This is a genomic window from Synechocystis sp. CACIAM 05 (assembly GCF_010222815.1).
Classification (GTDB): Bacteria; Cyanobacteriota; Cyanobacteriia; order Cyanobacteriales; family Microcystaceae; genus Synechocystis.
The window spans coordinates 3,270,107-3,291,541 of the sequence record NZ_CP019225.1; the positions used below are offsets into that span (position 1 = coordinate 3,270,107).

Annotated in this window: 15 protein-coding genes and 1 tRNA gene; 8 read left to right on the forward strand and 8 right to left on the reverse strand. The window is 47.9% G+C overall.

Going from position 1 to position 21,435, the window contains the following annotated elements:
• Positions 1-81: 81 nt before the first annotated feature.
• From BWK47_RS15340 to BWK47_RS15350, 3 genes are all read right to left on the reverse strand, one after another.
• A complete protein-coding gene (locus tag BWK47_RS15340; RefSeq protein WP_237269681.1) occupies positions 82-846 on the reverse strand; it encodes a hypothetical protein in 765 nt (254 codons plus the stop codon).
• An 81-nt stretch (positions 847-927) separates the two neighbouring features.
• Complete coding sequence (nadA, locus tag BWK47_RS15345) at positions 928-1,884, reverse strand: quinolinate synthase NadA (RefSeq protein WP_162329323.1); 957 nt, start codon at positions 1,882-1,884, stop codon at positions 928-930.
• Positions 1,885-1,982: 98 nt separating this feature from the next.
• Positions 1,983-2,729 carry a cytochrome c biogenesis protein CcdA gene (locus tag BWK47_RS15350; protein WP_162329324.1) on the reverse strand — a complete coding sequence of 249 codons (747 nt, stop codon included), beginning with the start codon at positions 2,727-2,729 and terminating at the stop codon, positions 1,983-1,985.
• Between the two features lie 280 nt (positions 2,730-3,009).
• Between BWK47_RS15350 and acnB the strand changes: the two genes are divergently transcribed.
• The 6 genes from acnB (at position 3,010) to BWK47_RS15380 (ending at position 8,082) form a co-directional block, all read left to right on the forward strand.
• On the forward strand, positions 3,010-5,616 hold the full coding sequence (acnB, locus tag BWK47_RS15355; RefSeq protein WP_162329325.1) for a bifunctional aconitate hydratase 2/2-methylisocitrate dehydratase: 2,607 nt from the start codon (positions 3,010-3,012) through the stop codon (positions 5,614-5,616).
• A 58-nt stretch (positions 5,617-5,674) separates the two neighbouring features.
• Positions 5,675-5,923, forward strand: coding sequence for a type II toxin-antitoxin system RelE family toxin (locus BWK47_RS15360; RefSeq protein WP_162329326.1), 249 nt, complete (start codon positions 5,675-5,677; stop codon positions 5,921-5,923).
• 7 nt (positions 5,924-5,930) lie between these two features.
• Positions 5,931-6,137 (forward strand): type II toxin-antitoxin system Phd/YefM family antitoxin, encoded by a 207-nt coding sequence (locus tag BWK47_RS15365; RefSeq protein ID WP_162329327.1) that lies wholly within the window; start codon positions 5,931-5,933, stop codon positions 6,135-6,137.
• Between the two features lie 96 nt (positions 6,138-6,233).
• A complete protein-coding gene (locus BWK47_RS15370) occupies positions 6,234-6,473 on the forward strand; it encodes a hypothetical protein (RefSeq protein ID WP_162329328.1) in 240 nt (79 codons plus the stop codon).
• A 279-nt stretch (positions 6,474-6,752) separates the two neighbouring features.
• Entirely contained in the window at positions 6,753-7,622 is an 870-nt protein-coding gene (locus BWK47_RS15375; protein ID WP_162329329.1) for an HNH endonuclease, read from the forward strand.
• 301 nt (positions 7,623-7,923) lie between these two features.
• On the forward strand, positions 7,924-8,082 hold the full coding sequence (locus tag BWK47_RS15380) for a glutathione S-transferase (RefSeq protein ID WP_162329330.1): 159 nt from the start codon (positions 7,924-7,926) through the stop codon (positions 8,080-8,082).
• Between the two features lie 159 nt (positions 8,083-8,241).
• Here BWK47_RS15380 and gltB read toward each other — a convergent pair whose 3' ends face one another.
• Positions 8,242-12,912, reverse strand: coding sequence for a glutamate synthase large subunit (gene gltB, locus BWK47_RS15385; RefSeq protein ID WP_162329331.1), 4,671 nt, complete (start codon positions 12,910-12,912; stop codon positions 8,242-8,244).
• Positions 12,913-13,626: 714 nt separating this feature from the next.
• On the opposite strand from gltB, the gene BWK47_RS15390 reads away from it, so the two are divergent.
• Entirely contained in the window at positions 13,627-14,628 is a 1,002-nt protein-coding gene (locus tag BWK47_RS15390) for a 2-hydroxyacid dehydrogenase (protein ID WP_162329332.1), read from the forward strand.
• Between the two features lie 152 nt (positions 14,629-14,780).
• Here BWK47_RS15390 and carA read toward each other — a convergent pair whose 3' ends face one another.
• Positions 14,781-15,935: a glutamine-hydrolyzing carbamoyl-phosphate synthase small subunit gene (gene carA / locus BWK47_RS15395; protein WP_162329333.1), complete on the reverse strand. Its 1,155-nt coding sequence runs from the start codon at positions 15,933-15,935 to the stop codon at positions 14,781-14,783.
• A 170-nt stretch (positions 15,936-16,105) separates the two neighbouring features.
• Between carA and BWK47_RS15400 the strand changes: the two genes are divergently transcribed.
• Complete coding sequence (locus tag BWK47_RS15400) at positions 16,106-17,215, forward strand: helix-turn-helix domain-containing protein (protein WP_162329334.1); 1,110 nt, start codon at positions 16,106-16,108, stop codon at positions 17,213-17,215.
• A 99-nt stretch (positions 17,216-17,314) separates the two neighbouring features.
• Here BWK47_RS15400 and BWK47_RS15405 read toward each other — a convergent pair whose 3' ends face one another.
• From BWK47_RS15405 to BWK47_RS15415, 3 genes are all read right to left on the reverse strand, one after another.
• On the reverse strand, positions 17,315-19,846 hold the full coding sequence (locus BWK47_RS15405; protein ID WP_162329335.1) for a mannose-1-phosphate guanyltransferase: 2,532 nt from the start codon (positions 19,844-19,846) through the stop codon (positions 17,315-17,317).
• Between the two features lie 146 nt (positions 19,847-19,992).
• Positions 19,993-21,186: an L-2-hydroxyglutarate oxidase gene (lhgO, locus tag BWK47_RS15410; RefSeq protein ID WP_162329336.1), complete on the reverse strand. Its 1,194-nt coding sequence runs from the start codon at positions 21,184-21,186 to the stop codon at positions 19,993-19,995.
• Positions 21,187-21,340: 154 nt separating this feature from the next.
• Positions 21,341-21,414, reverse strand: a tRNA-Val gene (locus tag BWK47_RS15415).
• Positions 21,415-21,435: the final 21 nt, after the last annotated feature.

Here is a 21,435-nt window from a genome sequence, read left to right on the forward strand (position 1 = left end):
TTGACGATGGTGGGGAATGGTAGAGCATTACAAAATATTCAAATCTCCTGTCCTCAATTCAGAACAAATTCGCCTCTTTGCCTATTTGCTTAAGCGCTTATGGGGCAGGAACTGGTTGTCGAAATTGGGTCTGGTCTGGCTAGGGGGTTGGGCCGTGGCCGAATCGGCGATGGGTCGGGGGGCTTCGGGATTGGCCACTGGAATGGTGGTGGTGTTATTGCCACTAGAATTAGCCGGAGGCATGAGGTTAGCGGCCGTATCAGAAGAGGCTGGGGTTTCCGTGGTAGTTACTTCCTCCACTACTTCTTCCGTTACCTGAGTTGTTTCCGTAGTCCCAGCCGGTTCCGTTGTTTCTGTGGTGGTTTCTTCAATAACAGCAATGTTCGTAGTGCCTTCTGTTGGGGCGATCGCCGTGGGGGTTTCTTCGGTGGGGACGTTGGTATCAGGGCCGCCATTGTTAGCAGTAGCCTGGGGGTTGGGGGCAGTGGTTTCCACCAGGTAGGATTCCCCCAATTTTTCTGGGCCGATGAAAATGGGTTCAAAGGCAACTTCTGCCCGGATGCTCAGCACCGTGCCTTTACGGGGTAATTGGCGATCGGTTTTGACCCACACCCGTCCGGTTTTATCTTGAATTTGGTAAGCACCCCCTTCCAAAAATGGGGCCACATTAACCACAATGCCCTGGATATTAACTGTCCGTTGATTGGAAATTTCCTCCAGTTTGGCAATGTCCAAATATTCCTGGGCCATGCCAAAGGGATTGATGGGGCTACAACTTACCATCCAGCCACTCAGGAACAGGGGAAAGAATAGTTTTCGACTTACCCAGGATAGCTTGGCAGTCATTGTCGCCCTCACAATCAATAGCTTCTCGACCACCATACTAGCCTATCCGGTTAATAATCCCGGAGCCTGATTATGCCACCCCTAGGACATGGCCAGCATTCTCTGGATCGGCTTCAGAGCGGCCGCCATGGTGGCCTCCGGTAAGGTAATATCCGGCGATCGCCGTTGCATAGCCCAATAGAGTTTTTCCAAAGTATTCAAACGCATATAGGGACACTCATTGCAGTCGCAATTGCTGTTATTGGGCAGGGGAATGAATTGCTTAGAGGGGGAAAGCTTTTCCATTTGGTGAATAATGCCCGGCTCCGTACCAACGATAAATTCTTTGCCCTGGGATTTACCCGAATAATTCAGTAACGCTGTGGTGGAGCCGATAAAATCTGCATGGCGCAGAATGGCTTCTTCACATTCAGGATGGGCAATGATTTCCGCCTGGGGATATTGAGTTTTCAGCTCCAGCAAACGCCGTTCCGAAAAGGTTTCATGGACAATGCAACTACCCTGCCACAACACCATTTCTCGCCCCGTTTGCTCCATAACGTAACGACCTAAATTGCGATCGGGGGCAAAAATTATCTTCTGATCCGGCGGCAATTGTTGAACAATTTTCACCGCATTGGAACTGGTGCAAATAATATCGCTCAGGGCTTTAATTTCCGCCGTGCAATTGATGTAGCTAATCACCAAATGGTCAGGATGGCGTTGCTTAAACTCGGCAAATTCCCGGGGGGGGCAACTGTCGGCCAAGGAACAGCCCGCTTCTAAATCTGGCAAAAGCACCAATTTATGGGGATTGAGAATTTTGGCCGTTTCCGCCATGAAATGCACCCCGGCAAAAACGATTACATCGGCATCGGTGCTGGCCGCCTGTTGGGATAGCCCCAGGGAGTCCCCCAAATAATCAGCAATGTCTTGGATCGCCGCTTCTTGGTAATAGTGGGCCAAAATCACCGCATTCAGCTCTTTTTTCAATTGCCGAATGGCTCCCACTAAATCACGGGGCAGGGTTTTTTGGGGCGGGGCAACGGCGGTAAACATTATTTTGGGACTCCTGGAAATATTTATAGTTAAAACTACCATAAATATTTTATCACAAAAACTAGCGGGGCATGGGTTAGCGCTTCATCCAGTTTATGCTAGGACAACCATTGACCTAGGGACAGTCGGGAGAGGAGGGTAATCACCCCAAAGCCCAGCAAAATTGTGCCGCTGAGGGGATTGAGCCAACCAGACCATTGGCGCAGTTGCAACAGTCGTTTTAAACTGCCAGCAAACAGGCCGACTAAAATGAGGGGGGCAACGTAACCGACGGTATAGGCCAACAGTAGCCCACTACCCAGTAACAAATCCTGGCGACTGGCCACCCAAGCTAGCAAGCTGGCTAACACAGGGGTGCTACAGGGAGAGGCGATTAGCCCAAAAGTCAACCCCGCCAATAGGGCCCGCAAAGCCGGGGGAAAATCGTCTTTAATCCAATCCGTTGCTCCTAAACTGGGAAACCGCAGGGGTAATAATTCCAACAGGTTTAATCCCATTAAAATAGCCACTAAACTGACCAAAATCGGTAAGCCTAGCCCAATTTGTCCATAAATTTTTCCCAAAGCCGCCGCCCCCAGCCCCAAGCTAGCCAAAGTAATGGCCAACCCCAGGGCAAACAAGAGGGATTGTTTTAAAGACTGCAGGCGATCGCCCTCGGTGGTCCCGCCAATGTAGGCAATGGTGAGGGGAAGCAAGGACAGTAAACAGGGGGTCAAACTAGTGACTAGCCCCGCTAGTAGGATGATCAGTAAACTAAGGGGAGTTAGTTGCCCCAGTTGTTCCACCACCAGGCGATCGGCCCATTGCTGGAGAAAAAAAAGCTGATTTTGCAGAGATTGCCACATTACACAGTTGCCCAAAAAGCCAAAAATTAAGTCTGAAATTTGCCGGCTGCCATTTCGCCCCTGGTTTATTGGCGAGGTTTGACCAGAGGAAAGATTAAGCCCAGGAAAAATTGAGAGTTGTTCAACAATGCTAAGCAATTCCCAGCCATCTTGCCAAAGACCATCTTCCTTCTGCCGCCACGCCCCAAACCGTTTGTCGGTAACTTATCCTGTTCCCCTGCATAAAATAGAATATTCACCGTTGACCATGAACTAATATTGCCGGAGAGAGAACCATCCCATGTTGCAAGCCTACCGTCGCCACGTTGCCGATCGCCAAAAGTTAGGCATTCCCCCCCTGCCCCTCAACGCCCAGCAGACTACTGAACTATGTGAACTGCTAAAAAATCCCCCCGAAGCGGAAAAAGAGGAATTGATGATGTTATTGCGGGATCGGGTTCCCCCTGGGGTGGACGAGGCGGCCTATGTCAAAGCGGGTTTCCTCACGGCGATCGCCAAAGGCGAAGTAACCTGTCCATTAATCAGCGGCCAAGGGGCGGTGGACTTATTAGGAACCATGATCGGCGGATATAATGTTCAATCCTTGATCGAACTGCTCAAGTCAAAAGATACCAACATTGCCAGTGCGGCCGCCACAGCCCTGAGCAAAACCCTGTTAGTCTTTGATGCCTTTAATGACGTACTCCATTTGAGTGATACCAACGGCTACGCCAAACAAGTAATTGATGCTTGGGCCGAAGGGGCTTGGTTTATCAACAAACCAGAAGTGCCGGAAAGAATTACGGTAACGGTATTTAAAGTGCCTGGGGAGACCAATACTGATGATCTGTCTCCTGCCCCCCATGCCACCACCCGCCCGGACATTCCCCTCCATGCCCTGGCCATGCTGGAAGCAAAAATGCCAGAAGGGTTAGGGACTATTGCCGAACTCAAACAAAAGGGCCATCCAGTAGCCTATGTGGGCGACGTAGTGGGCACTGGCTCTTCCCGTAAATCCGCCATCAACTCCGTGCTCTGGCACATTGGCACAGATATTCCCTTTGTGCCCAATAAACGGGCCGGGGGTTACATTCTGGGCGGAAAAATCGCCCCCATCTTTTTCAACACTGCCGAAGATTCCGGTGCCTTACCCATTGAGTGCGATGTTAACCAACTCAACACCGGCGATGTAATCACCATTTACCCCAGGGAAGGCAAAATCACCAACAAAGCGGGGGAAACCATCACCACTTTCCAACTGAAACCGGAAACCATTTTGGATGAAGTGCGGGCCGGAGGTCGTATTCCCCTGCTCATCGGCCGGGCTTTAACTGATAAAACCAGGGAAGCCCTAGGATTATCACCTTCTCCTCTGTTTGTGCGCCCCACGGCCCCAGCAGATACCGGCAAAGGGTTCACCCTCGCCCAAAAAATGGTGGGCAAAGCCTGCGGCGTACAAGGTATTCGTCCCGGCACTTCCTGTGAACCAATTATGACCACAGTGGGTTCCCAAGACACCACTGGCCCCATGACCAGGGATGAGTTGAAGGAACTAGCTTGCCTTGGCTTTAACGCCGATCTGACTTTGCAAACCTTCTGTCACACCGCTGCCTACCCCAAACCAGTTGATATTAAAACCCATAAAGATTTACCGGACTTTTTCTCCACCCGGGGCGGCGTTGCTCTGCGGCCTGGGGATGGCATCATTCACTCCTGGCTCAATCGGATGCTATTACCGGACACCGTTGGTACCGGGGGCGACTCCCACACCCGTTTTCCCCTAGGAATTTCCTTTCCGGCCGGCTCTGGTCTGGTGGCCTTTGCCGCCGCGTTGGGGGTAATGCCGTTGGATATGCCGGAATCGGTGTTGGTCAAATTCACAGGGGAATTGCAACCGGGGGTCACCCTCAGGGATATTGTCAATGCCATTCCCTGGGTAGCCATGCAACAGGGCAAACTCACCGTGGGCAAAGGGGACAAGGTTAATGTGTTTAACGGTCGGATCATGGAAATGGAAGGATTACCGGATCTGAAAGTCGAGCAGGCGTTTGAGTTGACCGATGCCACCGCTGAACGCTCCTGTTCCGGTTCCACCATTAAGCTGAGCGAAGAAACTGTGGCGGAATATCTACGCTCCAATGTGGTGCTGATGAAAAATATGATTGCCCGGGGTTATCAGGATGCCCGTACTCTGTTGCGTCGCATTGCCAAAATGGAGGAATGGTTAGCTAATCCCAGTTTGATGAGTGGGGATGCTGATGCGGAATATGCCGATGTCATTGAAGTCAATCTGGATGAAATCAGAGAGCCCATTGTGGCCGCCCCCAACGATCCCGATAACGTTAAATTAATGTCGGAATGTGCCGGGGATGTGATCCACGAAGTGTTTATTGGTTCCTGCATGACCAATATTGGCCATTACCGGGCCGCTGCCAAAATCCTGGAAGGGGCTGGTACCGTCAAAGGTCGCCTCTGGATTTGTCCCCCCACCCGCATGGATGAACAACAGTTACGGGAGGAAGGGATGTACGGTATTTTCGCCGCTGCCGGAGCCCGTACGGAAATGCCCGGTTGTTCCCTCTGCATGGGCAACCAAGCCCGGGTGGAAGATGGGGTAACAGTCTTTTCGACCTCTACCCGTAATTTCAATAACCGCATGGGTAAAGGAGCCCAGGTCTATCTCGGTTCCGCTGAGTTAGCCGCAGTTTGTGCCCTCCTCGGCAAAATTCCCACAGTGGAAGAATATCTGGCGATCGTCTCGGAAAAAGTTGCTCCGTTTGAAGGCGAACTTTACCGCTACCTCAATTTCAATGAGATTGATAATTTCGAGGACTTCGGCCGAGTCATTCCCCTAGACCAAATGCCCAAAATCGAAGACATTTTAGGTATGCCAGTGGGAGCTAAGTAAGCCGTAAAATTATGGTGGGCCTTTGTGGCTCACCTTCTGAATTTATCTACCCTTAACAGTGAAATATAAGATTAGATTTAAGCCAAAAGCAATAAAAACTCTAAAAAAATTACAGCCCGCTGACAATCAAAGAATTTTGGCTAAAATTGAAGTGTTAACTGATAATCTTCAGGGAGATGTCAAAAAACTGACAAACTTTACGCCGGAATATCGTTTACGGGTTGGTAATTATCGTATCCTGTTTGAAATTGAAGAAGATGTAATTCTAATTTACTCAATTAAACATAGACAAAACGCTTATCAGTAGAAAATTTATGCTAAATTTGCATCCTAATTTTATTGCTAAAAATGGAAAAAATGAGTTTGTTGTACTTACTTATGATGAATTTACACAGATCCAATCTTTGTTAGAAGATTTAGAGGATTTACAAGATTTGAGGCAGGCAAAACAAGAGCAGGAAGAGGAGCCGACCTATTCTTTAGAGGAAGTGAAAGCAATGCTTGATGATTCATCGCCATGAAATACCTCATGTTCATGGCCGCATTAAATGGGAAAAGGACATTAAGGCTTTCAAGAAAGGAATCCAGCAAGCATTGAAAAGATTGGGGAAAAATTAATGCCAGTTATTGATCAAGAGATTCAGTGCCAGACCTCAACCCTAGATACGCTGATGATCGGGTTGCGAAATGATTGTCAAAATACTGTTATTTTGATTAATCAATTACTATCTTCTGAGTTAACTGAACATCAAAAGGGAGATGTATTAGCGGAAATATTGGTCGCCGCAATCCATTTGCAGTCCCATTGCGATGAGGATTTACAAAATATTATTTTTGAAAAACTTGAAAATTTATAAGAAAACGATTAATTTAATTTAAATGGCTATTAATTCTAACTCCAATTCAAAAGTTTCACAATACAGGTCTCAACTCAACACTTCATTATCATTAGAAGATTTGGAGGATTTGCAAGATTTAAGACGAGCGAAACAAAAGCAAAATCATTTAAATGATGCAGTATATTCATTAGAAGAGGTTAAACAAGTTGACTCGAACGTGATCTCCATGGCGATATATTTTAAAGATAGATGATGAAACTCTGTAACTTTATATTTTCAAATATCCCCAGAAATTATATGTCAAAAAGGTTTTATTGTGTTTACTGTAATGCGTATAAACATAAATCTCAAAAGACAAAAGAACATTTTATACCGAGAAGTATAGGGGGAATTTGGGAAATAAATATTTGTGATTCTTGCAATAATTTTGCGGCAAATAAATGTGATAGTGAATTAAGCTACTTGTCCATGAATTACAAGTTGTACTCAAGATCAATTATAGAATCTGCCGGCATTGCAATCTTAGAAAATGGGAAGGAAATACCAGCATTTATTAAGCTTAAACATACAGGAAAAACCCAAAATTTAATTTATTGTAAAGATATCAACAATCAAAATGATATCAGGACACTCGTCCAGGCTGTTAAATTTAAATGTAGAACAATTAATGACAGTCTTAGTCGTTATTCCTCGTTTGCCAAAATTGCTCTTGGCTCCTGTTATTATTTGATTGCTAGAAATGGTTATATTAAAAAAGCAGGCTTTCAAGAAAATTTCAAGAACTTGACTTTTGCCGGATTAAGAGAAGCTTTTTTGGGAAAAAATAATTTTACCTATGGAGGTGTTGGTAAATATTTTGGCCCTGAAATTAGTTTTCTTTCTTCGATGAAATGTCAACAACTACAAAATGAAAGATCGGACAACTACTATAGAAGACACTATATTAGTGCATCTCAAAATTTTAATTTTTTGTCTATAACTATTATTCTATTTAGCGAATTTTTTGTAGAAATAAAACTTAAAGACGTGTATTTACCCTTTGATAAAAAACTTGAAGACGAAGTTATTTTGAGTAACATAGCAAAAATAAGTGAAGAAAATCTACCAATGATCGGGAATTTAATGCATTTAAAAGATGATGTATATATACAAATTGCGATAGACTAATAGCTTTGGTAGCCTAACTTTGGCATAAGCTGAAAACTTTATTCTATTCTAATTAACTTTGGAAGTTTAGGCTATTGCCCCTTGTTTTTTGTCCATTGGGCTTGCAAAAAATCCTTAAACCGAACTCGCGTTAACATTAGTCTGGTCGCCGATCCTGTAGTAGCGTAGCCCATCTTCAAAATGTTCCTTCCCGAGTCCCAATAATCAATAGAAGGATGGGATGCCGATCGCCAGTTGCATTAGCCAAAGCAAGCGGGAACTTTCATAATGAGACAAAGGCAATCTTCACCGCAGGGACATTATGGGCTTACTCGTCAACGGTATTTGGCAGGATCAGTGGTACGACACCAAAAGTACCGGAGGGCAGTTTGCGCGGCAAGATTCCCAATTTTGCCATTGGATTACCCCTGATGGATCAACGGGACCTATCGGCAAAGTTGGATTCAAAGCGGAAGCATGACGATATCAACTTCACGTTTCTTTGCCCTCTCCGTGAGCATACTGCACCCTGATTTTTCGTAAACTTAAAGACTTAGAAAGAGAAGGGATGATTGCCAGAATCGATGCCCTCAATGGGGGAAGAAACGATTTCCTCCCCTTATTTGAGCGGAACCATTAACTAGACAGAGGTCAGTGTCTTCTCCCCGGTTAAGCTGACATCCCCATTGGCTTCAGGAGAGTCTTTTTCGGAAGGAGGAACGGCCTGCCAGAATTTGCCGAGATAATCGGACCAGTTAGCCAGAATTGCCTTGCCTTTTGGGCTACCTGTGTGTTCGACGTGGGCAGTAATCAAGGATTTCAATTGTTCCTCCCCTTTAGGAGCTGTGATCCTTTGCAAGGTGATGATTTCCGGGTTGATTTTTTCTGGTAAATCCCCTGCTTCATCGAGGAAGTAAGCCAAACCACCAGTCATGCCAGCACCAACATTCCGACCCACAGGGCCAAGGACGACAATTACACCACCAGTCATATATTCACAACAGTGATCACCCGCTCCTTCAATCACAGCTTTACCCATCGAGTTACGCACTGCAAAGCGTTCCCCAGCCCGGCCGTTGGCATAAAGGTTGCCCCCCGTCGCTCCATAGAGACAGGTGTTACCAATAATTACATTGTCTTCCGGTGCAAAGCTCGCCTGGGGATGGGGCACGATGACAATTTCACCCCCATTCATGCCTTTGCCCACATAGTCGTTGGCTTCCCCTTGCAGATGTAGGGTCATGCCGTCCAGGTTAAAGGCACCAAAACTCTGACCAGCGGCCCCCTGGAAGTTGAGGGTAATGTTACCTTCAAAACCATTGTTGCCATACTTTTTGGCGATCGCCCCGGAGAGACGGGTGCCCACAGTGCGGTCGGTATTGACCAGCCGGTAGGTTTTGGTCACGGTGGTTTGATGGTTAATGGCTTCTTGGATGTCAGGGTCGGCCAAAATGTCGTCGTCCAACACTGGGCCGTTGCTGTGGACTGGTTCGTGATTTAACCATTGCCGGTTTTGCTTCGTGTCGGGCAAATTTAACAGACAATCTAAGGTCAGATTCTGGGTTTTGCTCAACTGGACATCGGAGCGAACTTTGAGTAGATCAGTGCGGCCAATGATGTCGTCCAAACTGCGATAACCTAAATGGGCCAACAGGGAGCGCACTTCCTCGGCAATGAAATAGAAGAAATTAACCACCTGCCCCGGCACTCCTTTAAAGCGTTGCCGTAACCGTTCCTGCTGGGTGGCAACCCCGACGGGACAATTATTAGTGTGGCAAACCCGGGCCATAATGCAACCTTCGGCAATCATGGCAATGGAGCCAAAGCCATACTCCTCCGCTCCCATAAGGGCGGCCATCACTACGTCCCAGCCGGTTTTCAGACCACCATCAGCCCGCAGCAAAACCCGATCGCGCAGTTGGTTTTCCATTAACACCCGATGCACTTCCGTAACGCCCAGCTCCCAGGGCGAACCGGCATGTTTGATGGAACTGAGGGGAGAAGCGCCAGTACCACCGTCATGGCCAGAAATCTGGATAATATCCGCATTGGCCTTAGCAACCCCAGCGGCGATCGTACCAATACCAATTTCCGCCACTAATTTCACCGATACCTGGGCTTCGGGATTGATTTGATGGAGATCGTAAATTAATTGGGCTAAATCTTCAATCGAGTAAATGTCGTGGTGGGGCGGTGGAGAAATGAGGGTTACACCGGGTTTAGAACGGCGCAACATGGCAATATATTCACTGACTTTTTTGCCTGGTAACTGCCCCCCTTCCCCAGGTTTAGCACCCTGGGCCATTTTAATTTCCAACTGTTTGCCACTCATCAAATATTCCGGGGTAACCCCAAAACGACCGGAGGCAATTTGCTTAATGGCGGAGTTGGCCGTGTCTCCATTTTGCAGGCCGTGGAGATGGGGCAAGGTGGGGGAATTTCCTTCGCTATCCACATCATCTAGAGTGAGGTAACGTACTACATCTTCTCCCCCTTCCCCAGAATTGGATTTAGCTCCTAAACGATTCATGGCGATCGCCAAGGTTTCATGGGCTTCCCGGGACAGGGCACCGAGGGACATGCCACCAGTACAGAAGCGTTTGACAATACTTTCTACCGATTCCACTTCTTCTAAGGGAATGGCCGGTTGGTCTGCATTGAGATCCAGCAAATCCCGCAGGGCGGTGACAGGACGGTCTTTGAGATATTGACGGTACAACTCGTAATGGTCATAGGCTTCCGCATTGTTACCATTACTGCCCATTTTGTAGGTCGCCACTGCCTTATGGAGAGACTTGGACATCTCCGGCGAGTTCATATGATATTCTCCACCGGGACGGTAGTTGACAAAGCCAAAGTTCTCTAACTTCTTAGCCATTTCTGGGAAGGCCATGCCATGGAAAACCATTACTTCCCGGGCTACATCAGCGACGGTTAAACCGCCCACCCGACTGGTGGTTCCAGCAAAGGCATATTCCACCAATTCCGCTCCTAAACCGATCGCCTCGAAAATTTGGGCACCGTGGTAGGAAGCCAGCAGGGAAATGCCCATTTTGGAGAGAATTTTAAATAATCCTGCTTCCACGGACTGACGATAATTTTTCAGCGCCGTGGGTAAATCAATGCGATCCAAACGCCCATTTTCCATCAGTTTCTGGGTCTTTTCATCTAACCACCATTGCCGCACGGATTCCAAGGCTAGGTAGGGACAAATGGCCGAAGCACCATAGCCTACCAAGCAGGCAAAATGATGGGTACTCCAACATTGGGCGGTATCTACCACCAGGGATGCCTTTAGACGTAGCCCGGCCCGAATCAGATGGTGATGTACTGCTCCCACTGCCAACAAGGGGGGAATAAAACTTTGATTTTCAGTTAATATTGCTCCGTTGGGACGATCAGTTAAAACCAAAATTTCTGCCCCGGCTTGCACAGTGGCGATCGCCGTTTTAACTAAATTATCTAAGGCGGTTTCCAGACTATTCACCCCATCTAGATCGTAAAGGGTAGAAACTTCTGCCACCTGCAACTGTCCAGTTTTAATGGCCTGTAACTCCACTTCATTGACCAATGGCGATCGGAGTTTAATCGTCCGCGCGGATTCCGCTTTAGGCTCTAACAAATTGCCCCGTTTGCCTAAAAACATAGCTAGGGACATGACCAAATTTTCCCGCAGAGGATCAATGGGGGGATTGGTCACCTGGGCAAAGCGCTGTTTGAAATAGTCGTACAGTAAGCGGGGTTTATGGGATAGTACAGCTAAAGGCGTATCGTCCCCCATGCAAAAAGTTGGTTCCTTACCTTGGCTGGCCATGGGTACTACTACCATTTCCACATCTTCAGCGGTGTAGCCAAAAGCGGCCTGTTGTTGCAGTACAGTTTGAGCGTCATCGAATAAAGTTTTTTCAGCAAAGCTATCAGAAGCTACCGTTTGACGCTGGGTTTTTATCCATTCCCCATAGGGATATTTTTGGGCCGCCTGCTGTTTAATTTGATAGTTTTTGAGAATTTTTTGCTCAGCCAAATCCACCGCAATCATTTGCCCCGGTGCTAGGCGACCTTTTTCAACAATATCTACTTCCGGTAAATCCACGACTCCCGCTTCGGAACCCAAGACAATGTAGTCATCTTTGGTAATGCAATAACGGGCGGGCCGTAAACCATTCCGGTCTAGCCCAGCGCCAACAATTTTGCCGTCACTAAATACTAATAAAGCGGGGCCATCCCAGGGTTCCTGTAAACCGCTGTAGTAGTCATGGAAATCACTAATTTCCGGGTAATCTTTTAAAGCTGGCTGATTTTTATAGGCTTCCGGCACTAAAATCATCGCCGCTTCTAGGGGACTGCGGCCAGTACGCACCAACAATTCCAGGGCACTATCAAGGTTATAGGAATCACTGTTGGCTTGGTTAACAATAGGAGTTAATGCTTCTAACTCCGCCTTTGTCCAGCCCGACACTTCCAATTCTTTTTCCCTGGCCGCCATCCAATTAATATTGCCTAAAAGGGTATTAATTTCCCCGTTATGACCCAATAGCCGCATGGGTTGAGCCAGGGGCCATTTGGGCATGGTATTGGTGCTGAAACGACGGTGGTAAACGGCGAAATTACTGGTATATCCAGGATTTTTTAAATCTAAATAAAATTCCCCCAGAATAATGCTCCGGACCATGCCTTTATAGACAATGGTGCGACAGGAAAAGGAACAAACGTAGAAATCTTCCGCTAATTTTTTACCAATGATGGAGCGGGCAATGTACAATCGCCGATCTAATTCATCTCCGGCACAACCTTCGGGACAAGTAACTAAAATTTGTTCAATGTGGGGCTGATTATTTCTGGCTTGAATGCCCAGTACATCAGAATTAACAGGCACTTCCCGCCACCCTAACACCGTTAATTTTTCCAGCCGTACCACTTCTTCTACGTAGGCCCGGGCCACTTCCCTAGCGGAGGGTTCCTGGGGTAAAAATACCATTCCCACCCCCAGGCGATCGCCATCGGGCATGGGCAAATTGCGGGTTGTAAACCACTGGGCCAGTAGTTCCCGAGGAATGGCGGTCATCACCCCGGCCCCGTCCCCTGAATCGTTATCGGCACTGCATCCCCCCCGATGTTCCATACACCCCAGAGCCTTTAGGGCCTGCTCCACCAGGGTATGGTCCGGCTTACCCCGGAGATTGGCAATAAAACCCACACCACAGGCATCTCGTTCTTCCACTAACCAAGGTTGACCAAGGAATGGTTGGTTAGAATTGGTGGCAACAGAGGAGTTTGTCATAGGAGCTAGCAACGGATATTGGAAGGACATCTGGACAGCAATGGGAGACCCCAAAGGGCCCCTCAGCCTGGGGGCGGTGGTTAATTTTACCAGTTAGCCTAGGCAGTGGTTGGTTCGCCTTTGACCGCTTCATGGTGGCGATCGCCAAATTTTGGGAGGGAGACGAAATTAACCTGAGCGATTTTGCTTGTAACTATTCTTCACATTATCGCTCACCGAAAACCCAGATTAACCATTTTTCTGCACCATGGCCAACAAAATTGCCCAGCCGATGGTACTACGGAGAACGAAGGAAGATGGGGCGAACTACCCAACGCTGACCGGTGGCAGAGTGTGGTCTTCTAACCCCATCGGCAATTCTTGAGATGAATATTATGTGGTTCAGTATCCCAAGGTTTAGGAAAGAAAGGGCTAGTTAAAGGGAAGCTGAAAATGCATCACAGCCAAACATAGGAGTTGGAGGCCAAACCCTACAGTTGCCACAGTGTGAGTCAATATCTACCGCTAGGGCGATCGCCAGAGCTAGGGGAGTATTAAATAATACAAATGCAGGAAGAATCAGAAAATTTCTTTTAAGATTGGAAAAAATACCCTTGACTAAATAGTGCTCTAAGAGCCTGTTTAAAAAGCCCCCCTGGCCCCCAAATTTGGAGTGAAGCTGGGTGAAAGTCCCCCATTATTGGGGGATTTAGGGGGCGGAATAAAACTTTCCAAACACGTTCTAAACTACTTCCCATAATCGTCATGAAAATCGCTTTTTTTAGCAGTAAAGCCTATGATCATCAATTTTTCCAACAAGCAAACCAATCCCATCAACGGGAAATGTTTTTTTTTGATGCCCAACTCAACCTTGATACCGCTATTTTAGCGGAGGATTGCCCCGTTATTTGCCTCTTCGTTAATGACCAAGCTCCTGCCCCGGTGCTAGAAAAGTTAGCTGCCCAGGGCACAAAATTAATCGCTCTGCGCAGTGCGGGCTATAACAATGTTGACCTCAAAACAGCCGCAGATCTGGGGCTAAAAGTAGTCCATGTACCATCCTATTCTCCCCATGCAGTCGCAGAACATACTGTGGGGTTAATTCTGGCTCTAAATAGAAAGTTATATCGAGCCTATAACCGCGTTAGGGACGATAATTTTTCCCTAGAAGGGTTACTTGGTTTTGACCTCCATGGCACCACCGTCGGAGTGATTGGTACTGGCAAAATTGGTCTAGCTTTTGCTCAAATTATGAATGGTTTTGGCTGCCATTTATTGGGCTACGATGCCTTTCCTAACGATAAGTTTACTGCTATTGGCCAAGCCCTCTATGTATCTTTAAATGAACTTTTAGCTCATTCTGATATTATTTCTCTCCACTGTCCCCTACTGCCGGAAACCCATTATCTAATTAACACTAATACCATTGCCCAAATGAAGCCAGGGGTTATGTTAATCAACACAAGTCGAGGTCATTTAATTGATACCCAAGCGGTTATTCAGGGGATTAAATCCCATAAAATTGGCTTTTTAGGCATTGATGTTTACGAAGAAGAGGAAGAGCTATTTTTTACTGACCATTCTAATACTATCATTCAAGATGATACTTTTCAATTGCTACAATCTTTTCCCAATGTAATGATCACAGCTCATCAGGGATTCTTTACCCACAACGCTCTGCAAACCATTGCCGCAACGACACTGGCAAATATTGCTGAATTTGAGCAAAATAAACCTTTGACCTATCAAGTAATGTGTCCCCATTAAGGCTAGAAAATGCCAATGTCAACTAAAGATAACGTTAAGTTTTTTAGCCTTTTATTACCAGATATTTTTCCTGCAAATGAAGCAACGATAGTATTAACGGCACTACCTTGGTGATAGATAGTACGATAGATCGTAGCTGTTACTAGGTTTTACTAACCGGCGACTTCTGCCTTTTGTTGTCGCATCAACTTGACGAACTTCTCGAACAGATAATCGGCATCATGGGGTCCAGGGCTGGCCTCCGGGTGGTACTGCACCGAGAAAAAGGGCAATTCTTTATGGCGTAGCCCCGCCACCGTTTTATCGTTGAGGTTGAAATGGGTAATTTCCACTTCTTCGGCCAGGGAACCTTCCGTCACCGCAAAACCATGGTTCTGGCTGGTAATTTCCACCTGTTGCTCCAGGCCACAGGGTTGATTGAGCCCTCGATGACCAAATTTGAGCTTAAAGGTCTCCGCTCCCAGGGATAACCCCAACACTTGATGCCCCATGCAAATGCCAAACATGGGCTTTTTAGCCGCCAATAACTCTTTGGTGGTGACAATACCTTCTTCAACAGCGGAGGGATCACCAGGGCCATTGGAAAGGAAAATGCCATCGGGGTTGTACTGGAGAATTTCAGCAGCGGAGGTGCTAGCAGGTACCACAATCACACGACAACCGTAACTAGCTAAGCGACGCAGGATATTACGCTTAACGCCAAAGTCCAGCGCCACCACGGTGAGGGGCGGTTGTCCCTGTTGTTCTGCCACTGGCCCAAACTGCCAATGGTCATTGGTGGGATCAGTCCATTCGTAAACTTCATGGGTGGTCACTTCCTTGACCAAATTCAACCCGGCCATGGAAGGAGCTGCTTGGATATGGTGCAACAGGGCTTCCGGTTCCAAGATTTCCGTAGAGATGCCGCCGTTCATGGCACCGATGGAACGCAACTTGCGAGTCAGGGCCCTAGTGTCGATGCCGTAAATGCCGATGATTTTATGTTCTACCAAATAGTCCGGTAGGGATTGGGTCGATCGCCAATTGCTGGGGCGGCGGGTGATGTTGCGGGCCACTACCCCCTTGACATGGGGATGGATAGATTCCTCGTCCTCTGCATTGACTCCGGTGTTGCCCAACTCAGGATAGGTAAACGTGACAATTTGGCCGCAATAACTGGGGTCGGTCATCACTTCCTGGTAGCCGGTCATACCCGTGTTGAATACCACCTCTCCCACTGTGGTGCCATCGGCCCCAAAGGACCAACCGGGATAAGGGGTGCCATCCGCAAGGACAAGAAGGGCCGGTTTCGCCGCAGCAATTGGCATAATGATATATTGCAAGGTAGCTGGAATAGGACCATTCGGCCGTAGTGGGAAAAAGTTAAGTCCTTGGAGTCTTATCCAAGGCTGTGCTCCTTTGCCCGGCCGCCGCCGAATCAACCACATATTAGCAGATTCGCCCCTGTCGTCTGTTCCACTAATGTCAAATTGTCCTGATGGTTACTGCCATGAGTCCTGCTAAGCTGACCGACACCGATAAACAAGAGTTGGTGGACCTCTACCGGCAAACCCCCGCCACCACCACTACCCTGGCGGAACGTTTTGGGGTGAGCATTTCCACCGTCAGTCGTCTCTTAAAAACGGCGATCGCCAGTGGGGAATATGAAACCTTAGTGCAGGAAAAAAGGGGCAGTAAGGGAATTAAAAATGATGCCCAGTTGACGTTGCCGTTGCCCAAGCCATCTAGGAAAAAGTCGGAAGTGGCAGAAACTAATCTCCCTGAGGATGCCGTGGCGGAGGTGGCCCCTGTTGCTGGGCCGAATCATCAAGACAGAGAGAATAATGAAACTAATGCTAGTGGCCAGGGCAGAAGGGTGCGTTCCCGTCGTCGAGTCACCGCCAGCCCCGTTGCCCCAGAGCCTGGGGAGTTTACCGATGCGGAAAAAACCATTGATCTGCCGGCGATCGCCATCCCCTCCCTAGCCCAGCCAGATCAAACAGGATTTGGTGATAGCCCAACCACCATGTCAGTGGCAAAAACTGAAGTACCGCCCGATGCCCCCATGGGGCGACGCCCCCAGATTGTTTCAATTAAATCTTCTGCCCTAGATGAAATTGTCAAGGACATAGACGAGGACTTGGGTTTACTGGATGGCGAAGATATCGATGACCTTGACGACGAAGACGATGATGATGAGTTTGAAGATGAATTAGACGATTTCGACGAAGACCAAGGGGAAGAGGATTATATTTCCACCCCAGTGGCCACCAAACAAACCCTAGCAAACAACGCAGAGCTAGTCTCAATTTTGCCCCTAATGGAAGCATCCATGCCCAAAAATTGCTACCTGGTGGTGGACAGAAGGGGGGAATTGATTGTCCGCCCCCTGAAAGAGTTTAGTCTTGAGGGAGCCCTACCTCCTGAGGAAGTCCAGGCAAAAACCCTACCTGTTTTTGATAACCATCGGGTGGCCCGACGCTTTTCCCTCAAAACCCAAAAGGTAATTCGTCTGCCCGACGCTAGCATTGTCCAAAAAACCGCCCAGGCACTCAAATCCAAGGGGATTACCAGGGTGTTCTTTAGTGGCCAGGTTTATTCCCTTTAACTAAGCTGTTGAAGTTAAAACTTTCGACCTACTGCTGACAGCGTTAACAGCTTGATGCCTACAGAGGTTTGGCCCAAAGGACTGGACCCCGCCCAAACATCAGGAAAAATGTTGGTAGGACTCCTCCTGGGCATCGCTAATAAAGTTCAATACCTGGGCTTGGTAGTAACGTAATTTGTCATCTACCCAATGGCGGTCTTCACTGTTGGCATAGATGTGGACCAGGGGCTCCCCCGCATCGGGCAAAATCAATACCCAGTTGTCTCCATGGGGAAAAGTTATTTTAACCCCGTCTACCAGTTCAATATGTTGATCCCGATGAATTTCCACCAAATGGCGCATCAGGGCCCCTTTAATTTTCCAAGAACAACGGACACTACAACTGTTATGGTAAACCGTCGGCAATTCTGAGCGAATTTCCCCCAGGGTGCGTTTTTGGACAGTCAGCATTTCCATTACTTTGGCAATGCAAAACATGGCATCAAAGCCTGGGTGGAGGCGAGGAAAAATAAAGCCAGTTTCTCCACTACCGCCCAAAACCACGTTATGGCTCGATTGGGCGGCGGCCATCAATGCAGTGGGGTTAGCCTTGGTTCTCAAAACTTTACCCCCATGGCGACGGGCCAAATGCTCCACCGCACTGGAAGCCTGTACTGGCACCACAATGGTTCCCCTGGGAGAAGCAGTTAACACCATATGCACCATCAAAGCTGTTAGCAGTTCCCCCCGGATGGGTAGGCCCCCTTCGTCCACCAGGGTGAGTTGTTCGCCATTAGCGGAAACCTGCACCCCCAAATTGGCCTGTAGGGCTGATACCACTTGTCCCAATTGACTGAGTAAGACTTCTTTTTCTTCGTTGGAAACAGCGGTTTGTCGTAGACTGGCATTGAGAACCACTGCGTCGCAGCCGAATTTGGTCAACAGCAAGGGCAGAATGGCCCCAGACACTCCATAGGCGTAGTCAATAACAATTTTGGCCCCATCGTTGTTGATGATGTCCATGTCTAGGAGTTTTTCAAAGGTGTGGCAATAGGTTTCCAACACCTGGGCCGGATAGGACATGTCGCCAATTTGGGGAATGCTTACCCGCCGTAAATCTTCCTTGAAATAGGCTCCTTCAATTTTTTTTTCGGTTTTTTTGGAAATATTGATACCCTGGCTATCCAGAAATTCAATCAGTAGGTAATCTGGGCGATCGGGATGGATACGCACATGGATGCCGCCGGCCACTTTTAACTTCGGAGTCATGGTGCGAGCAATGGGGATCGCTGTGGCTTCCAGGTTTTGAATATTTACCCCTACCGACATCAGGCCAGCAATGAGGGAACGGGTGACCATGCGGGAGACATTGCGTTGATCGCGGGAAACGACAATTTCTGCTCCGGGCCTGAGGGAAGAACCGTAGGCAGCCCCCAATTTGACAGCAAACTCCGGCGTCATATCAATGTTGACAATGCCGGAAACACCTCTCTGTCCGAATAGGTTGCGGTGGCCGGTGCTGCCCCAAATTAAATTAATGTTGAGAATGGCTCCCGGTTCCACCCGTTTACTGGGCCAAACTTTAACATTTGAGTTGATTTGGGCTTCTTCGCCAATGATGGATAGGGGACCAATGACTGCCCCTTCCAGGACCTGTACCCGTCTTTCTATGCGACAGCCCCGCCCCACTACACAGGCAGCTAGATAGGCTTCATCACCAATGAGTACGCCATTCCAAACAATGGCTCGCTTTAATTCTGCTCCAGCGCCAATGGTGACGTTATCGCCAATGATGGTGCCCGCTTCCAATTTAGTTCCTGAACCGATGTTGCAGTTATCCCCGATCGCCAGAGGGGGAGTGAGAATAGCAGTGGGGTCAATGGTGGTGTTTTCCCCGATCCAAATGTCCGAGTGCCGGGGTAGGTTACCCAGTTCCAGCGTGACTTTTTTTTCTAGGGCATCGTATTGGGCTTCCCGATAGGCGTCCAAATTACCGACATCGCACCAGTAACCATCGGCGACAAAACCATACATGGGTTCGTCATTTTCCAGCAGGAGGGGAAATAAATCCTTGGAAAAATCCATTTCTTCCTTGGGGGGCAGATAGGCCAAAACTTCCGGTTCGAGGATATAGGTGCCCGTGTTGACGGTGTCGGAAAAAACTTCACTGGTGGAGGGCTTTTCTAAAAATCTTTGCACCCGTTGGTTTTCGTCGGTGATGACCACGCCAAATTCCAGGGGGTTGGGAACCTTGGTCAAAATCAGGGTCGCCTTGGCTTGTTTTTGTTTGTGGAAGGCGATCGCCTGGGTGAGATTAAAATCGGTGATGCTATCCCCACTAATTACCAAAAAAGTGTCGTCTAGTAACTCTTCAATATTTTTGACACAACCCGCCGTACCGAGGGGATGCTCGTCCTCCACTGCATAGGTCATCTGAACGCCAAATTCACTGCCATCAAGGAAATAGTCCCGCATGGCATCGGGGAGGTAGTGGAGGGTGGCCACCACCTCAGTAATGTTATGGCGACGGAGCAAATGGATAATATGGGCGGCGATCGGTTGATTAACAATGGGCACCATGGGCTTGGGCAGATCGCAAGTCAGGGGTCTCAAACGGGTGCCTGCCCCCCCTGCCATCAACACAGCTCGCATTCCTTTACCTCAGTGACGAATTTCTGTTCCCATCTTAAGGTAAACCATTGACTATGACTGGTGGGGGGACGATCTCCCCGTGGCCAAGGAATCCTCCGTTCCTCCCTATTTTGGGACCATCAATTTAAATAATTGACCCCAGTCTTTTACAGCGCTGGTACCTGGGCGGCGATCGCCTGGCCAATTTCCAAGGAAGCGGTGGCCGCTGGGGAAGGAGCATTGAGCACCTGGAGAGAATTAGGACCGGGGACAATCAGAAAATCCTCCACCAAAGCCCCATCATTTTTCAAAGCCTGGGCCCTCACCCCCGCTGGATTGGGAAGAATATCGTCCGCTGTCACTTCCGGAATTAATTCCTGTAAACTCCGCACAAAGGCCGCCTTACTAAAGGAGCGAATAACTTCCTGTAGGCCTTCTTGCCAATGTTTACCCACCAACTTCCAAAAGCCAGCATAGGCCATCACCTCGGTAAAATCTCCCCAATCAAAATCCGTTTTGCGATAACCTTCCCGTTTCAAACTCAACACCGCATTGGGGCCAGCGTGGATACTGCCATCAATCATGCGGGTGAAATGCACTCCTAAAAAGGGAAAAGCCGGATTAGGTACCGGGTAAATTAAACCTTTGACTAAATATCTTTTCTCTGGCTTCAACTCATAATATTCTCCCCGAAAAGGCACGATTTTAGCATCGGGTTTAACACCCGCCATCTTTGCCAGGCGATCGCTCTGGAGACCACCACAATTGATCAGAAAACGACTAAAAAAATTGCCCTGGTTAGTGATCAAACTATGTCCGTTAGCCTGGGTAGCAATGCCATTGACTCGATGGTTAAACTTGATTTCTCCTCCCTGGGCTTGAATTAGTTCTGCATATTTTTGACAAACCAGTTTGTAGTTAACAATGCCAGAGGTGGACACATGAACTCCTCCCAAACATTGCACATGGGGTTCGTATTCCTTAACTTGTTCTGCGCTAAGTTTTTTAACTTTTAAGCTATTGGCTTGACCCCGGTTAAATAAATTTTCTAATAACGGTAATTCCTCAGGTTTAGTAGCCACAATGACTTTGCCACAAACCTCGTAGGGTAAGGCGTGCTCTTGGCAAAATTCCACCATGCTCTGGTTACCAGCTTTAGTGAACTGGGCCTTAAAGCTGCCAGGTTTGTAGTAAATACCAGAGTGAATGACACCGCTATTGTGCCCCGTTTGATGGTGGGCTGGCTCCGCTTCTTTTTCTAAAATCAACAATTTGTATTGGGGAAAGCGGCGACCAATAAATAACCCCGTGGCCAAACCGACAATGCCACCGCCGATAATTGTGATGTCATAGGAAGCCATTTTTGCCCCACTCCTTGGAAAAATTACCAGCTAATTATCGTAGCTGTACAATGCCGCCTTGTGGGACATGATCACAAATTCCCGCCGTTGGCCGCAAATCCTCTGGACGAAATTTTTCCTTTAACCACAAAGGGATTTTCGGGGAACAAGTTTATGGACGTAACTGGATTCGAACCAGTGACCCCATCGATGTCAACGATGTACTCTAACCAACTGAGCTATACGTCCTAGCAATTTAGTAATATAGCA

Coding starts and splice junctions, on each gene's coding strand:
- BWK47_RS15340 (WP_237269681.1), bottom strand. CDS start 846: ATGACTGCCAAGCTATCCTGGGTAAGTCGAAAACTATTCTTTCCCCTG.
- nadA (WP_162329323.1), bottom strand. CDS start 1,884: ATGTTTACCGCCGTTGCCCCGCCCCAAAAAACCCTGCCCCGTGATTTA.
- BWK47_RS15350 (WP_162329324.1), bottom strand. CDS start 2,729: ATGTGGCAATCTCTGCAAAATCAGCTTTTTTTTCTCCAGCAATGGGCC.
- acnB (WP_162329325.1), top strand. CDS start 3,010: ATGTTGCAAGCCTACCGTCGCCACGTTGCCGATCGCCAAAAGTTAGGC.
- BWK47_RS15365 (WP_162329327.1), top strand. CDS start 5,931: ATGCTAAATTTGCATCCTAATTTTATTGCTAAAAATGGAAAAAATGAG.
- BWK47_RS15370 (WP_162329328.1), top strand. CDS start 6,234: ATGCCAGTTATTGATCAAGAGATTCAGTGCCAGACCTCAACCCTAGAT.
- BWK47_RS15375 (WP_162329329.1), top strand. CDS start 6,753: ATGTCAAAAAGGTTTTATTGTGTTTACTGTAATGCGTATAAACATAAA.
- BWK47_RS15380 (WP_162329330.1), top strand. CDS start 7,924: ATGGGCTTACTCGTCAACGGTATTTGGCAGGATCAGTGGTACGACACC.
- gltB (WP_162329331.1), bottom strand. CDS start 12,912: ATGTCCTTCCAATATCCGTTGCTAGCTCCTATGACAAACTCCTCTGTT.
- BWK47_RS15390 (WP_162329332.1), top strand. CDS start 13,627: ATGAAAATCGCTTTTTTTAGCAGTAAAGCCTATGATCATCAATTTTTC.
- carA (WP_162329333.1), bottom strand. CDS start 15,935: ATGCCAATTGCTGCGGCGAAACCGGCCCTTCTTGTCCTTGCGGATGGC.
- BWK47_RS15400 (WP_162329334.1), top strand. CDS start 16,106: ATGGTTACTGCCATGAGTCCTGCTAAGCTGACCGACACCGATAAACAA.
- BWK47_RS15405 (WP_162329335.1), bottom strand. CDS start 19,846: ATGCGAGCTGTGTTGATGGCAGGGGGGGCAGGCACCCGTTTGAGACCC.
- lhgO (WP_162329336.1), bottom strand. CDS start 21,186: ATGGCTTCCTATGACATCACAATTATCGGCGGTGGCATTGTCGGTTTG.